This is a genomic window from Pseudomonas sp. FP215, assembly GCF_030687795.1.
Classification (GTDB): domain Bacteria; phylum Pseudomonadota; class Gammaproteobacteria; order Pseudomonadales; family Pseudomonadaceae; genus Aquipseudomonas; species Aquipseudomonas salmasensis.
This window is the reverse complement of record NZ_CP117447.1, coordinates 6,488,098-6,501,883: the sequence shown is the minus strand read 5'-3', so window position 1 is coordinate 6,501,883 and position 13,786 is coordinate 6,488,098. Positions and strand designations below refer to the sequence as shown.

The 13,786-nt window shown below is 61.0% G+C and carries 13 protein-coding genes; 5 read left to right on the top strand and 8 right to left on the bottom strand.

All coding sequences use genetic code 11. The annotated features are described in order from the left end of the window. Positions 1 to 19 precede the first annotated feature (19 nt). Both tagQ and PSH76_RS29670 read left to right on the top strand, forming a co-directional pair. Positions 20 to 943 carry a type VI secretion system-associated lipoprotein TagQ gene (tagQ, locus tag PSH76_RS29675; RefSeq protein ID WP_003195532.1) on the top strand — a complete coding sequence of 308 codons (924 nt, stop codon included), beginning with the start codon at positions 20 to 22 and terminating at the stop codon, positions 941 to 943. Between the two features lie 124 nt (positions 944 to 1,067). Further along, a complete protein-coding gene (locus PSH76_RS29670; protein ID WP_003195530.1) occupies positions 1,068 to 1,442 on the top strand; it encodes a hypothetical protein in 375 nt (124 codons plus the stop codon). A gap of 271 nt (positions 1,443 to 1,713) precedes the next feature. Here PSH76_RS29670 and PSH76_RS29665 read toward each other — a convergent pair whose 3' ends face one another. After that, positions 1,714 to 1,956 carry a DUF6124 family protein gene (locus PSH76_RS29665; RefSeq protein ID WP_057710580.1) on the bottom strand — a complete coding sequence of 81 codons (243 nt, stop codon included), beginning with the start codon at positions 1,954 to 1,956 and terminating at the stop codon, positions 1,714 to 1,716. 523 nt (positions 1,957 to 2,479) lie between these two features. Between PSH76_RS29665 and PSH76_RS29660 the strand changes: the two genes are divergently transcribed. Then, positions 2,480 to 3,946, top strand: a complete 1,467-nt coding sequence (locus PSH76_RS29660; protein WP_305493356.1) for an S-type pyocin domain-containing protein — start codon at positions 2,480 to 2,482, stop codon at positions 3,944 to 3,946. After that, positions 3,946 to 4,422 carry a DUF6392 family protein gene (locus PSH76_RS29655; protein ID WP_034134061.1) on the top strand — a complete coding sequence of 159 codons (477 nt, stop codon included), beginning with the start codon at positions 3,946 to 3,948 and terminating at the stop codon, positions 4,420 to 4,422. Before PSH76_RS29660 ends, PSH76_RS29655 begins: the two co-directional genes overlap by 1 nt. Before the next feature lie 187 nt (positions 4,423 to 4,609). On the opposite strand, the gene PSH76_RS29650 is transcribed toward PSH76_RS29655, so the two are convergent. From PSH76_RS29650 to exbB, 6 genes are all read right to left on the bottom strand, one after another. Next, positions 4,610 to 6,010, bottom strand: coding sequence for an aminoacyl-tRNA deacylase and HDOD domain-containing protein (locus tag PSH76_RS29650; RefSeq protein WP_032894530.1), 1,401 nt, complete (start codon positions 6,008 to 6,010; stop codon positions 4,610 to 4,612). A 212-nt stretch (positions 6,011 to 6,222) separates the two neighbouring features. Then, entirely contained in the window at positions 6,223 to 8,298 is a 2,076-nt protein-coding gene (recG, locus tag PSH76_RS29645) for an ATP-dependent DNA helicase RecG (RefSeq protein WP_003195525.1), read from the bottom strand. Positions 8,299 to 8,306: 8 nt separating this feature from the next. Then, complete coding sequence (locus PSH76_RS29640) at positions 8,307 to 9,227, bottom strand: hydrogen peroxide-inducible genes activator (RefSeq protein WP_003195523.1); 921 nt, start codon at positions 9,225 to 9,227, stop codon at positions 8,307 to 8,309. Positions 9,228 to 9,383: 156 nt separating this feature from the next. Beyond that, positions 9,384 to 10,130, bottom strand: a complete 747-nt coding sequence (locus tag PSH76_RS29635; protein ID WP_003195521.1) for an energy transducer TonB — start codon at positions 10,128 to 10,130, stop codon at positions 9,384 to 9,386. Further along, the gene (gene exbD, locus PSH76_RS29630) at positions 10,127 to 10,552 is read right to left on the bottom strand and encodes a TonB system transport protein ExbD (RefSeq protein WP_003195519.1); all 426 of its coding nucleotides are present in this window, start codon (positions 10,550 to 10,552) and stop codon (positions 10,127 to 10,129) included. Before exbD ends, PSH76_RS29635 begins: the two co-directional genes overlap by 4 nt. Before the next feature lie 6 nt (positions 10,553 to 10,558). Further along, positions 10,559 to 11,542: a tonB-system energizer ExbB gene (gene exbB / locus PSH76_RS29625; protein ID WP_032894531.1), complete on the bottom strand. Its 984-nt coding sequence runs from the start codon at positions 11,540 to 11,542 to the stop codon at positions 10,559 to 10,561. Between the two features lie 187 nt (positions 11,543 to 11,729). On the opposite strand from exbB, the gene PSH76_RS29620 reads away from it, so the two are divergent. Further along, complete coding sequence (locus tag PSH76_RS29620) at positions 11,730 to 12,581, top strand: SDR family oxidoreductase (RefSeq protein ID WP_098950042.1); 852 nt, start codon at positions 11,730 to 11,732, stop codon at positions 12,579 to 12,581. 463 nt (positions 12,582 to 13,044) lie between these two features. On the opposite strand, the gene PSH76_RS29615 is transcribed toward PSH76_RS29620, so the two are convergent. After that, positions 13,045 to 13,785 (bottom strand): hypothetical protein, encoded by a 741-nt coding sequence (locus PSH76_RS29615; RefSeq protein WP_003195513.1) that lies wholly within the window; start codon positions 13,783 to 13,785, stop codon positions 13,045 to 13,047. Position 13,786: the final 1 nt, after the last annotated feature.

The window sequence follows — 13,786 nt, the reverse complement described above, 5'->3', positions numbered from 1 at the left end:
CTTAACAGAGATCACATCTATGCTTTTTTCCCGTAAGGCGGTTTCCAAGCGTCACCTGCTGCTGATCGCAGCTGGTTTCAGCACCGTGTTGACTGGTTGTGCTACGTCGCCTGCGTCCAAGGTAGCGTCGAGCACCAAGGTCGAGTACTACCCCAACTGCTACGAGCCGGTGCAGCACCTGCGCGCCACCGATTCGGACATGACCAAGTCGGTCGTCACCGGTGCCGCGATCGGCGCGGCCGGTGGTGCCCTGCTGGGCGCGCTGACCGGCGACAAGGACAGCCGTGGCCGCAATGCCGCAATCGGTGCCGCAGGCGGCGCCCTGGCTGGCGGCGCGGCGGGTTACTACACCGAGCGTCAGAAGCAGATCACCGATGACAACCAGCGCATCGCGTCCTACTCCACCGACTTCAACAAAAGCGCCTCGGACATCGACCGCAGCACCGCCTATGCCAAGGCCTCGCAGCAGTGCTACCAGAGCGCATTCACCAAGCTGGTGGCTGACCGTAAAGCCAAGACCGTCAACGACACCGAAGGCCGCAAGCGCCTGGCGGAAATCGTCGCGGGCCTGAAGGAATCCAATGACCTGATCGTGACGGTCAACGGCAAAGCCAGCGAAGACCTGAACAACTACACCCAAGCGTACGAGAAAGACCTGCAACAGGTCGGCGTACAGCGCAGCGATGTGGTGACCGTGGCCACCGCCGATACCACGCCAGTGGTCGCTCCGGCCAAGGGCAAGAAAGCCGTCAAGCCAGCCAAGAAGCCGGTGCTGCCAACAGTGCCAAAAGAAGCGGTAACCACCGAGCGCAGCATCCAGACCGTGCAGGCCAAGCAAGCTGAAAGCAAGCAGGTTGCCAGTGCGGGTAAGACCCAGATCGAAGCGACCTGCCGCAATCCAAACCTGGCCGACTGGGCGCCAGTGCCGTGCCCTAACGTTTAAGTACTTGTTGCTATAAGCGTTAAACGCCAACCGATCTGCGCCTAAAGCGCGAGATCGGTGGCGTTCTTTTTGCAAATCGTTACACTGCTGCGGCCACTCCAATAAATACACCGAGGCCGTGTGCATGAAATTTCGTCTTCTCCTGTGGGTGCTGGGCCTGATGATGGGCAAAGCCAGCCGCACCAACCCCGCCTTCCAGCAGCAACTGGGTGACAAAGACCTGGCCTTCCAGCTGCAGACCCTCGACGGCAAGGTTGCCCGTCACTTCATCGTCAAAGACCAGCGCATCACCAGCCGCTCAGGTGTCCACCCGGCGCCGGCCTTCGCGATTGCCTTCAAGGATGCCGCCTACGGCTTCGCCACGATGCAGGCGAAGAACAAGCAACTGGCGTTCATGACGGGGATTCAGGACAAGTCGATCCAGATCAAGGGCAACCCGGCGCTGGTGATCTGGTTCCAGGGGCTGACCAAGTATCTGAAGCCGAAGAAAAAGAAGTAACGATGACGCGGGTTGCCTGCCGCCCCGCGGTGTTCTCAGGTTTTTCGCGAGCAAGCTCGCTCCTACATTGAGGGGGGATGTTCAGGGACACCGCGTTGGATTCATCGCAGGCAAGCCAGCTCCCACAGTGACCGCGTTCCAACTTGGAAATACGGTCAATTGTGGGAGCTGGCTTGCCTGCGATAGCGGTGTAACAGGCGGCGGGTTTACCCCTGGCTGCGCAACAGGCGCACCGCCAGACATACCAGGTTCTCGGGGTATTGCCGTCATCTCACCGGGTTACTTGCCCCGAGACATTGAGTACCCGATCAGCTAGCAACTGTGCCAGTTCGATTAACTGCGCAACGCCCAGCAGCTCCTCTCGTTTTGGTCCTTCAAGGTCAAAGGCCAGATCGCAACTCAGCGCATTGGCCGAGGCCAGTGTTTCGCTGAGGTTGACCAACAGGTCTTCGGTACTGATGCCTGCGGCTACAGTGAACAAGCGGATGGGGGGATGGGGGGTAGGTTGGATCATCGTGAACTTCCTGATTTAAGTGGAGCTGCCACAGATCGCCGCGACGCGATCGGGTGGTAGCTGTACGCAGGTTCGCGGACCGGAATCAGGAAACCGGCATACCCGAAGGTATCCCGCGCACAGCCACCATAACGCCGCACAGTAGACGATAAAAAGGCGTCATCTGAAAGCGGAAATGGCACTTTGCGTCTGATTAAACCGGGCCGCGACGCCCAACCGCTGCGTGTGCAGCGGTGTACGAAGACTAGAGGTCGAGTGTCCTAGGGACAACCTCAAAGCCTTGTAAGACGTTTCTGTTTTTCCCACTACCTAGCCGAACGGACAGTTGTTTGGCTTTGCGCTCGTCAGCAATATCTTCCTTGCGCCATTTCGGCGCCCTTCCTTTTGCATAGCAACGCAACGACCGCGTTTGAGCATCCTTGCGCGCTAAAAAAGGACCAAACATGAAGAGCATTGATTTTCAAGTTCAGCAGCCAGTTGGACCGACCAACGCCAACCTCATCGACTGCATGGAGAACCCAATGTGAGGCGCTACAACATCACCACAGGTTCAACCACCACGGTGGGTGGCAAGGTAACCAGCGGTTGTGAGGGCACCAGTTTCAACGGCGAAATGATCTCGAGGGAGGGTGACCGGGTCGCTTGTCCGGCTTGCGGCACTGAAGGCTTCATCGCGCTTACCGGCCCTCATTTGCACGAAGAGTGGAACGGCAAACAAGCGGCACTGGAGGGTGATCTGTGCATCTGCAAATGCGATCCGCCGCCGGAGTTGATTGCCAATCAGAGTTCCAAATCTCAGGAGTTTGGTCCCCAACCTCAACGTGTCACCCCGATTGTAATGAGGCCGACTGCATCCGCCTCGCCCCCTGCGAATTATGCCGCGCCCGTTGCGTCGAATCGTGCCGCTGATGCCTGCGTTTTTGCCAAGTCCTGCGTTTCGGTACCGGCCGGTTCTACAGCTGCGGGCACCGCCCCGGAAAACGCCAAAAACTTCGGCACCACCGCCCTCATGGCTTCAACCGGTAGCACGGGCGCCGTCGGCAGGGTAGCCGGCACACTCGGCAGCGACCTCGGTGCCTGGGCTGTACGAGGCTTGGCCGGCGCCAGTTCCGCCCTCAACCTCGTGCTGCTGGCATTCTGGCCACGGGATATCGGTGATTCAACGCTGTACACCCCGGAGCAGTTGGAGGGGATACGTTTGGCCAGCACGCGAGTGCGTTTCCAGTTTCGCCAGGATGAGTCCGGTGAACTGCGTGTTTATGGCCTACATACCCAACCTGGCAGTGGCGCTGACCGTGTGCCGGTTGCACAAGCCCGGTGGAATGTGGACAAAAGCGCGATGGTGGCGGTGCTGGATGGCATCAGCATCACATGGACGCCGAACCATGGGCCGGTGGTCAACGCGCCGAGTCCGTATCCGGGTGCACAGGAACGTCTGGATAATTTGTTCGTTCATCCGATTGCAGTGGGGCAAGACTCGGCAATCAGCCACTACCCTGGCCGGGAAGCTAACGAAGTTACCTGGCAGGATACGATCATTTCGTTTCCTGCTGACTCGGGTATGCCGCCGTTGTATTTGGTATTTGCCAAGCCAATGGTTAACCCACTGGAAGTTGGGCCATATGACGACTTGAGCAGTCGCAGCATCAAAGACGGCTATGACATCGATCATCTTCCGGCTCGTAAAGTGCTTGAAGCTGTTTTGCTAAAACTGGACGGAGAAATGGATCCACGGGAAATAAGGGATTACCTTCGGCGAGCCCCAAGCATCGCTATTCCTGCCCGAGTCCACCAAAAATATAGTGAGACCTACGGCGGGCGTAGTACCAAAGCAAAGCAGATGCAGGATGCCTCCGACCTGAGGGCCGCGGTGGACAGCAACTTCAATGCGATTAAACGCGGACTTCTGGAGGAAGGCTTCACCGAAGCAGACGTAGAAGTGGCTCGGGAGCAACTGCATAGGCTCAGTAAAGAACAGGGGTGGTATTGATGAGTGCGCAAACTATTAATGGCTGGATCAGAAATCTGGGCAAACGCTACGAAGATTTGATTACCGAAGGGCTGATACCGAACCAGCCATTACAAGAACTTTATGACGGGCGGGATCGCCTACACTTAGAACCTGCATGGGGACTTTCCCTGAGTTTTTGGGCAGAAACCAAGCGATTGGAAGCGCTGTTCATCACTCTGATTAAAAGCACTCCCTCGACATTGGAATATAAGGGCGAGCTGCCCAAACCTCTCGCTTCTACGATGACGAAATCCGACATTCGGTCGCATTTCGGCGTCCCTGTAGAATCAGGTGTTCCTGTAAAAATGCCACAGCCCGGGGGTATGACTGGAGGGTGGGATGCCTATCATCTTGATCCAAGCACACATCCGAATACCAAGCTGGTTTGCAAGTACACCTCCACTTTTCAGGTAAAAGCGTTGGTGTTTACATTGATTGATAAGAACCACGACTGATCTGCGTTCTGTTCCCAACTGGTTCGCCCCGCGTGGGAACGAGCGTCAAAGACGTAGAGCGTTCAGATGCACCGCGTTGGATTCATCGCAGGCAAGCCAGCTCCCACAGTGACCGCGTTCCAACTTTGAAATACGGTCAACTGTGGGAGCTGGCTTGCCTGCGATAGCGGTGTCACAGGCGCCAGATTTACCCCTGGCTGAACTGGGATGCCAGTTCGCGCAACAGCACTTCGGCATCCAACACTTTACCCACCACGTCCTCCGCCTTCTCGCGGCTCAAGCCCAGGCGCTCAAGCAGTGCATCCGGAATGGATTCATCCGGCCCGGAGCCGATCCCCCGGCTGCGCAACAGGCGCACCGCCAGGCACACCAGGTTCGGGTATTCGGCGTATTGCCCGTCATACGTGGGGTCGTGCTGGAAGCGCAGGGCGGTGCACAGTTCGTCCGGCATGTCCCAGTAACGCATCAACCAGGCGCCGATCTGTTCGCGGCTGATGCCCAGCAAGTGTTGCTCGACGTAGCTGTGGCACAGGTGCGGGTTGACCTCCAGGTGCCGGCAGATCAGCGAGAAGTGCGGCGGAAACACGTGGGCCAGCAGTAGGTAGCCGAAGTTGTGCAGCAAACCTGCCAGGTAGGTCAGGCCGGCTTCCGGGCGCTGGGCGCGGGGCATGGCACGGGTCAGGCCTTCAATCACGGCGGCGGTGTATATCGACTGGTGCCAGTAAGGCGTGGACAGGTGCGGACGGTCCTTGGGCAGGCTCAGGGTTTTGCCCAGGGCCAGGCCCAGCGCCAGGTTGATCACAAGATCAAAGCCCAACACGCGCACGATGGCGTCTTCCACTGAGCGGATCTTGCCCGGCGAGGCGTAGTAGGGCGACGCGGCCCAACTTACGACCTGGGCGGCAAGGGCTGGGTCGGTTTCCACCACGCCAGTGATGTCGTCGATGGTGGCGTTGGGGTCGACACGCAGCTTGATGATCTTCTGCGCGGTATCGGCCAGCGGCGGAATTTCGATGGTCGCTTCCAGGCGTTGCTGGATACGGCGCGCAGTGAACGCTTGCATCGCTTGGGTGATTTCCTCGCGGTCATCATTGGGGCGGTCGAGGTTCGGGCGGATGTTGCTCAAGGGTTCGCCAAACTGCGCGGCGCTGGCCTTGGTGAGCAGGCTCTTGAAGGCGTCGGTGGGGATTTCCAGCAACAGCCCGGCTTCGCCCGAATGCACCAGCAGGCTTGGCTCATTGAGCAAGCGGCCTTCGTACAGGCACGGCGAACTGGTCAGGGGCGGCAAGCCTGGCAGCAGGCTCAAGTCATGCTTGCCCAACATCCGCTCGACACGCTCGGGGGCCACGGCCGTGAGGCGGCGACCGGTGAGTTCGGCGAGGCGGTTGAGGTCCAGCAACTGGCTTTGGGGGAACAGCACCATGAGCGCGCCAACCGCATCCTCAAGCAACACCGCCTGGACCTTTCGGGCAGGGTTCAGGCCAGGCTGTTCGATGACTTCCGTGTAGGGGATGGCGAGCTTTGCGAGCAGCGCCCGAATGACCGGCGGGGCGGTCAGTGGGGCTGTGGCGAGGGCAACTTCTGACATGGCCTGATCCAATTTCTTACATTCATTGGAGTATAACCAGCTTGATACAGGTGTTGGTCGGATAAGTGTTCTTTGTGACGAGGTTGGCTGCGCGCCGATCCCGCTGTAGGAGCGAGCTTGCTCGCGAAGAGCTTCCTGACGGCGCGATTACCCAGAATGTCCGCGTTATCGTTGGCGTTCTTCGCGAGCACGCTCGCTCCTACAGGAGGGGATCAGACTTGGCCGTATTGCTGGCCGTGGCGCAGCCAGCGGTTGAGCAAGGGGCTGACGTGATCGGGCCAACGCTCAAGCAAGGCTTGCGCAGCATCGCGCACGGCGGGCAGCAGGTCGGCATCGCGCATCAGGTCGGCAACCTTGAATTGCAGCAGGCCGGTCTGGCGCGTGCCGAGCATTTCACCTGGGCCGCGCAGTTCCAGGTCTTTTTCGGCGATGACAAAACCGTCGTTGGTTTCGCGCATGATGCCCAGGCGCTGGCGACCGATCTGCGACAGCGGCGGGTGATAGAGCAGCACGCAGTGGCTGGCGGCGCTGCCCCGGCCAACCCGCCCGCGCAGCTGGTGCAGTTGCGCCAGGCCCAGGCGCTCGGGGTTTTCGATGATCATCAGGCTGGCGTTGGGGACGTCCACGCCCACTTCAATCACGGTGGTGGCCACCAGTAATTGCAGGTTGCCGGCCTTGAACTCGGCCATCACCGCGGCTTTTTCCGCCGGCTTCATACGGCCATGGATCAACCCGACCTTGAGCTCACCCAAGGCGCTGGTGAGGTCTTCGTAGGTGGTTTCGGCGGCCTGGCAGGTCAGCTCTTCGGACTCTTCGATCAGTGTGCACACCCAGTACGCCTGGCGGCCTTCGGCGCAGGCACCGCGCACGCGCTCGATCACTTCGACCCGCCGCGTGTCGGTGACCAGCACGGTGTTGACCGGCGTTCGCCCTGGCGGCAGTTCGTCGAGGATCGAGGTGTCGAGGTCGGCGTAGGCACTCATGGCCAGGGTGCGTGGGATCGGCGTGGCGGTCATGATCAACTGGTGCGGGTTCATGCGCCCGCCCACGCCTTTCTGGCGCAGGGCCAGGCGCTGTTGCACGCCAAAGCGGTGCTGTTCGTCGATGATCACCAGCGCAAGGTTCTTGAACTGCACTTCGTCCTGGAACAGTGCATGGGTGCCCACCACCATCGGTGCGCCGGCGGCGATCTGCTCCAGGGCGGCCACACGGTTCTTGCCTTTGAGCTTGCCAGCCAGCCACGCCACTTCCAGGCCCAGGGGTTCGAGCCAGCGCTTGAAGGTGATGAAGTGTTGTTCGGCGAGAATTTCCGTCGGTGCCATCAGCGCCACCTGGTAGCCAGCTTCCAGGGCTTGCAAGGCGGCGAGGGCGGCGACCACGGTTTTGCCGGCGCCTACGTCACCCTGGATCAGTCGCAGCATCGGTTCTTGCTGGCTGAGGTCGTAGGCGATTTCATTGCCCACGCGCTGTTGCGCGCCGGTCGGTGCAAAGCCGAGGTTGGCCAGGTATTGCGCAGGCAGCCGCGTGGCCTTGGGCATTGCCGGGGCGCGCAGGGAACGCATGCTTTCGCGCAGGCGTTGCTGGGACAGCTGGTGCGTGAGCAGTTCTTCAAAGGCCAGGCGATGCTGGGCCCAATGATGGCCGAGGGCGAGTTCGTCCACATCGGCATCGGCGGGCGGGTGATGCAAATACCGTATCGCATCGGCCAGGGGCGCCAATTGATAGTCGCGGGCCAGCTCCAGGGGCAGCCAATCGGGCAGGCTTTGCGGGCCGAGCATGGTCAGGGTCTGCATGCACAACTGGCGCAGACGTTGCTGGGTCAGGCCCTCGGTCAGCGGGTAGATCGGCGTGAGCGTGGTGTCCACCGGTGGCGGTTCATCGCCGGTAATGGCGCGGTATTCCGGGTGGTAGATTTCCAGGCCCGAGGCGCCTGGGCGTGCCTCGCCGTAGCAGCGCACGCGGGTGCCACGCTTGAGGCCTTCCTTCTGCGCGTTGCTGAAGTGGTAGAAGCGCAGGCTCAAACCGCCAGTGCCGTCCTGCAGGCGCACCACCAGGCTGCGGCGCTTGCCCATCACCACGTCGGCGCCACTGACGGTGCCTTCGATCACCGCGTCCTGCCCAGGGCGCAAATGGCCGATGGGCACCACGCGAGTGCGGTCCTGGTAGCGCAGGGGCAGGTGGAACAGCACGTCCTGAAGGTTCTCCAGGCCGACCTTGGCCAGTTTCTCGGCCATGGCCTCACCGACACCCTTGAGTGCCGTCACCGACACCTGCGACAACTCAGTCATACCGTGGCTTAGCTCGCAACGGGCGGCTTGGCCACCGAACACAGGCGGATCGAGTCCGCGAGGATCTCAATCGCTTTGGGGCGCGGGAAGCTGGCGCGCCAGGCAATCGCCACGGTACGGAACGGCACCGGCGGCGTGAGTGGGCGCACTTCGATCACGCCTTGGGCGTAGTGATGGCTGTCTACCGCAGACAGCGGCAGGATCGAAATACCCAGGCCGGAAGCGACCATATGGCGAATGGTTTCCAGGGAGCTGGATTCCACCGTGGTGTGCTTGGCGCCGTCGTTGCCCTTGGTCAGGGTCGGGCAGGCTTCCAGCACCTGGTCGCGGAAGCAGTGGCCTTCACCGAGCAGCAGCAGGCTCTTGTCATTGAGCAGGCCGGCGTCGATGGTGTCCTTCTTGGTCCACGGGTGGGAGGCCGGCATCAGCACGTAGAACGGCTCGTCGTAGAGCGGCAGGGTCAGCACGTCCGCCTCGTTGAAGGGCAGGGCGATGATGATCGCGTCCAGCTCGCCGTTGCGCAGTTTGTCGCGCAGCACGTGGGTGAAGTTTTCTTCGATATACAGCGGCATCTGTGGCGCAACACGGTGCAGTTGCGGAATCAGGTGCGGGAACAGGTAGGGGCCGACTGTGTAGATGGCGCCGACTTTGAGCGGTGCGGTCAGCTGGTTCTTGCCGGCCTGGGCCAGTTCGCGAATGCTTTGCGCTTGTTCCAAGACCTTCTGGGCCTGGGCAACGATGCCTTCGCCCACCGGGGTGAGGCGCACGGCGCTCTTGCTGCGCTCGAAAATCAGCACACCGAGTTCGTCTTCAAGCTTTTTCACACCCACCGACAGCGTCGGCTGGCTGACGTGGCAACGTTCGGCGGCATGGCCGAAGTGCTGTTCTTGGGCGAGGGTCACGATGTAGCGTAATTCTGTAAGAGTCATAGCGGGCGTCCATGAGGTTGCGGGCCAAGCATACCGGCTGCAATCGATAGACGCACGTTATCAGAACTTTGCTGGGGATTGAGTGGGGAATGTCGGAATTTTGCTGAGGTCATAAAGCGCATGTGGGAGGGCGCAGGTCCCTCCCACAGTGCTCTGTCAGCGGCGACGCTTGTCGATGTTGTAAACGAATGGCGCGACCAGTTCGACGCTGCCGTTTTTCAACAGGTCGGCGGGCGGCTTGGGCAGCGGCTGAGCCTTGCGGATCATCTCAAGGGTTGCGCGGTCCAGGTCGGCGTTGCCGGAGCGGCCTTCCAGTTCGTAGGACAGTACATTGCCTTCGCCATCGACCACGAAGCGCAAGCGGTTCATACCTTCCTTGCCACTGCGTTGAGCGCCAGGCGGGTACTTCTTGTACTTCTGCAGATGCGCCAGCAACGTGCTTTGCCAGGAAGCCTGGGCGGCCAGCTGCTGCGCCGATGGGCCCGGCGTAGGTTGTGCGGACTTCTGCGCAGGTGCGTTGCTCGGCGGCGTTTCGCTCGGTGGCTCCTCGGAAGGTTTCTCCTTGGGCGGCTCGGGCTTCTTCTCCACCGGCTTTGGCGGTTGTGGCTTAGGCTTGGGCTTGACCGGCTTGGGCACCTGGATCGTTGGCTTGGGCGCCTCGGCCAGCTTCGGCAGGGGCAGCTCTTCGACCGGTGGCGGCGGCGGCGCGACGACCTTGGGCGGGGCTGGAGGCGGCGGTGGCGCTGGCAGCGGCGCCAGGTCGATGACCATGGCGGCGGGTGGCAGCTGGATCGCCTGCGGCGCGGACCATTGGAGCGCGATGATGATCGCGACGGCATGCACGCCCAGCACGACGGCGAGGCTGGTGCCATAACGCGTCAGTTTGTGGCGCGTCGTGATCATTTCTTGGCTGCCGTCTCAAGTCCGACCAGGCCGACCTTGAGATAGCCGGCTGCCCGAAGGGCATCCATCACGCTCATCAGGTCGCCGTAGTCCACGCCTTTGTCGGCCTGGAAGAAGATCGTCGTGTCTTTCTTGCCTTGGGTCTTGGCATCCAGCACCGGCCCCAGGGTTTCAGCTTTGACTTCTTCTTCGCCCAGGAACAGGCGTTGGTCCGCCTTGACGCTGAGGAAGATCGGTTTCTCTGGCCGCGGCGCCGGCTTGGCGCTGGACGCGGGCAGGTCCACTTTGATGTCCACGGTCGCCAGCGGTGCGGCCACCATGAAGATGATCAGCAGCACCAGCATCACGTCGATAAACGGCGTGACGTTGATTTCGTGGTTCTCGACGAGTTCGTCGTCGCCTTGATTCAAATGCAGGCCCATGGCCGATTACCCCACTTTCACCATGTGCGGTTGCGAGCTGCGCTCGGTAGGCAGGTGATCGAGGTCACGGCTGACCAGCAACAGGACTTCAGCCGATGCATCCGACACCTGGGCCTTGTAGCCGGCAATCGAACGGGCGAAGACGTTGTAGATGACCACCGCAGGAATCGCGGCAACCAGGCCCAGGGCGGTCGCCAGCAGTGCTTCGGCGATGCCGGGGGCAACGACGGCGAGGTTGGTGGTCTGGGTTTTGGCGATGCCGATGAAGCTGTTCATGATGCCCCACACGGTACCGAACAGGCCGACGAAGGGCGCGGTGGAACCGATGGTGGCGAGTACGCCGGTGCCGCTGCTCATGTTACGGCCGCAGGCGGCAACCAGGCGCTCCAGGCGGAAGCTGACACGCTCCTTGATGCCTTCTTTTTCGCGGGTGTTGGCCGACAGGCGCATTTCTTCCAGCGCGTCGTGCACCAGCAGGTTGGCCAGGGTGCCCTTCTTGGTCGCGGTTTCGCTCGCTTCCTTGAGGGTGGTGGCTTTTTTCAGGTGGACGATTTCAGCACGCAGACGACGCTTGGCGCCCAACAGCTCGAAGCCTTTGGCAATCCAGATGGTCCAGGTGATGATCGAGGCGATGGCCAGGCCGATCATCACGGCTTTCACCACTACGTCAGCATTCTGGTACATGCCCCATGGCGACAAGTCGTGGGCCATGCCCAGGGTGTTGTCTTCTTCCAGTACCACGCCGGTTTCGTCGGCAGGTGCGGCAGCACCGGCGGCCTGGGCCGGGTCGGTAGCCACTGGCGCGACGGCAGGCGCTGCCGGGGTCGCGGCATTTTGCTCGGCGGCTGCTGGAGCGGCGGGGGCGGTGGCGTCAGCGAATGCGGCGGTCGGTGCCAGCAGTACGCTGAACAGCATCGCAGCAATCGCACGCCAGGCGCGGGAGGGACTGTGAAGCTTGGTTGGCGAAGCGGGGGTGGTATGACGTGTCATGCTGGCCGGACCTGAGAGAAAAAATGGGTGATCGTCCTTCCAGACCCAAAGGGTCGAGGACAAATGGGCGGTCATTATTGCAAGTAATTCTTGTTAACAGAAGTAATACAGTAACTTTATTTGTGCTTTTTCTGGCCGTCGGTCATGTCTGGCGGCTAATCTGCGCCTTTAAGAATGGAGTTTTGTAATGTCTGCGCCTTCTGTTGTGATTGCCGGTTGCGGCGATGTGGGTAGTCGGCTGGCTAGCCAATTGCTGGCCTCGGAATGGGAGGTCCACGGCCTGCGCCGTGATATTTCGCGCCTGCCCGACGGGGTGATCGGCATCGCCGGCGACCTGTTCAAAAAGGATTGCCCTGACACCTGGCCCATCGGCGGGGTGGATTATCTGGTGTACTGCGCCGCTGCCACTGACCACGACGAAGCCGGCTATCGCGCCGCCTACGTGCAAGGGTTGCTGCATGTGTTGGAGTGGCTGGACGACTACGGCCAGACGCCCAAGCATTTGCTGTTTGTTTCCAGCAGCAGTGTGTATGGGCAGCAAAACGGCGAGTGGGTCGACGAAACGTCCGAGACGCAAGCGAAGGGCTATTCGGGGCAGGTGATGCTGGAAGCTGAGCAAGTGGCGCTCAATAGCGGTATTCCAGCCACCATCGTGCGCTTGACCGGCATCTACGGGCCTGGCCGTGAATGGCTGCTGACCCAGGTGCGTCAAGGCTACCGCGTAGCGGTTGATCCGCCGTTGTATGGCAACCGTATCCACGCCGATGACGCCGCGGGCCTGCTCGCCTTTTTGCTGCGGCATGTGGAAAAGGGCGGCTCGCTGGACAAGGTCTACATCGGCGTTGACGATGCGCCTGCGCCATTGGCCGAAGTAGTGGCCTGGCTGCGCGAGTATCTGGGTGTGACCGAGTGGGCCGAGGACGCCAGTGTGCGCCGTGCTGGCAGCAAACAATGCAGTAATGCGCGTATCAAGGCGTTGGGCTGGGTGCCGACATACCCGACTTACCGGGAAGGCTATGCGGCGATCCTGAAAGGCTGAAACGCGGTCAAAACTGTGGGAGCTGGCTTGCCTGCGAAGACGGCCTCACAGTCAACACAGTTGAACCGGGTACATATCCGTTATTTAGGTAACGGCCACCTAGGGTTCCGCTCTGACAGCGGGTCACTTTTGGAAGGACCCAAAAGTAACCAAAAGGTCCTCGCCCCACCACTCGGCACCTCGCCTAGGCTCGGTGTGCCCGTAATCCGCCAGTGATTTGGGGGGCCGCCGCCACGCGCCATCCATGGCGCGGGGCGGCTAAACCGGCATCCCTGCCGGTTTACCCCCCAAATCCCTGTCGAATTCCGGCCAGCGTGGTTTAACGGGGCGCCTGAGATCAAAAGCAGATCAAGATCAAGAGCGACTCGCTTCGCATCGTGGTTACCGTTGATCGAGTTGTGTGGAGACCTACGATTCTCGCAGGCAAGCCAGCTTCCACATTTTGATTCAGGTGAGGCTTTTATTACTTTTCAAGCAGCCACTGGCGAGGGCCTGGCGTAAACGAAGGCACTTCATCGGCCTGCGCAGTATTGATCGCCTGGAAGATCTCCAGTTGCTCACCCTTGCGCGCGAAAATCCAAGGGTTGCCCTGGCCATTCAGTTGCAGCCAGATGCTGTCATAGCCGCCGCTCATGGAGGCGCAGTCGCCTGCCAGGCAGAGTGAATAACGATCAACCCCCGGCAGGCCGGCGACTTTGCCGTCAGCCTGGAACTGCACCGTGGCGCCGCTGCCGGTGCCGTCGCTGATCTTCCAGTCGCCGCCCATGTAGGCCGCGTACAGTGCGCGTTCGAAGTTGGCGCCCAGTGGCGCGCCTTCTGGGGCCGGGTCTTTGGCGCGGGCAAACAGCTGCTCGGGCTCATTGTCGTTGGCCACTTGCAGCAGTTGCTTGCCTTTGCGCTTGAGTTCGGTGGCAGAGCTGCCATAGAAGTCCACGTTCCACGCGCCGGGTTTTTCACCCGACAACTTGCCTTCCGCCACTTCAAAACCGTTGTAGTAGCGCGCCTGCAAGGCCTTGGTGTTGACCTCCCACTCAAGGTTGGGGCCATAGGACTGCAGGGCTTCACGCAAAGGGCCGCCCTTGGCTGCCGCGTCGATGGCGGCCTGGTTGATCCAGGTGCCGCTCACATCCAGGTCGGCGGGGTTGCTGGCACAGCCGCCGAGCAACAGGGCGAGCAACGAGGAGGCTACAAGCGCTTTGCGCATT

Excerpts from the sequence above, each read along its gene's own strand:
- PSH76_RS29640 (WP_003195523.1), bottom strand. The coding sequence starts at position 9,227 with ATGACTCTTACAGAATTACGCTACATCGTGACCCTCGCCCAAGAACAG.
- PSH76_RS29615 (WP_003195513.1), bottom strand. The coding sequence starts at position 13,785 with ATGCGCAAAGCGCTTGTAGCCTCCTCGTTGCTCGCCCTGTTGCTCGGC.
- tagQ (WP_003195532.1), top strand. The coding sequence starts at position 20 with ATGCTTTTTTCCCGTAAGGCGGTTTCCAAGCGTCACCTGCTGCTGATC.
- recG (WP_003195525.1), bottom strand. The coding sequence starts at position 8,298 with ATGACTGAGTTGTCGCAGGTGTCGGTGACGGCACTCAAGGGTGTCGGT.
- exbB (WP_032894531.1), bottom strand. The coding sequence starts at position 11,542 with ATGACACGTCATACCACCCCCGCTTCGCCAACCAAGCTTCACAGTCCC.
- exbD (WP_003195519.1), bottom strand. The coding sequence starts at position 10,552 with ATGGGCCTGCATTTGAATCAAGGCGACGACGAACTCGTCGAGAACCAC.
- PSH76_RS29650 (WP_032894530.1), bottom strand. The coding sequence starts at position 6,010 with ATGTCAGAAGTTGCCCTCGCCACAGCCCCACTGACCGCCCCGCCGGTC.
- PSH76_RS29665 (WP_057710580.1), bottom strand. The coding sequence starts at position 1,956 with ATGATCCAACCTACCCCCCATCCCCCCATCCGCTTGTTCACTGTAGCC.
- PSH76_RS29635 (WP_003195521.1), bottom strand. The coding sequence starts at position 10,130 with ATGATCACGACGCGCCACAAACTGACGCGTTATGGCACCAGCCTCGCC.
- PSH76_RS29655 (WP_034134061.1), top strand. The coding sequence starts at position 3,946 with ATGAGTGCGCAAACTATTAATGGCTGGATCAGAAATCTGGGCAAACGC.
- PSH76_RS29620 (WP_098950042.1), top strand. The coding sequence starts at position 11,730 with ATGTCTGCGCCTTCTGTTGTGATTGCCGGTTGCGGCGATGTGGGTAGT.
- PSH76_RS29670 (WP_003195530.1), top strand. The coding sequence starts at position 1,068 with ATGAAATTTCGTCTTCTCCTGTGGGTGCTGGGCCTGATGATGGGCAAA.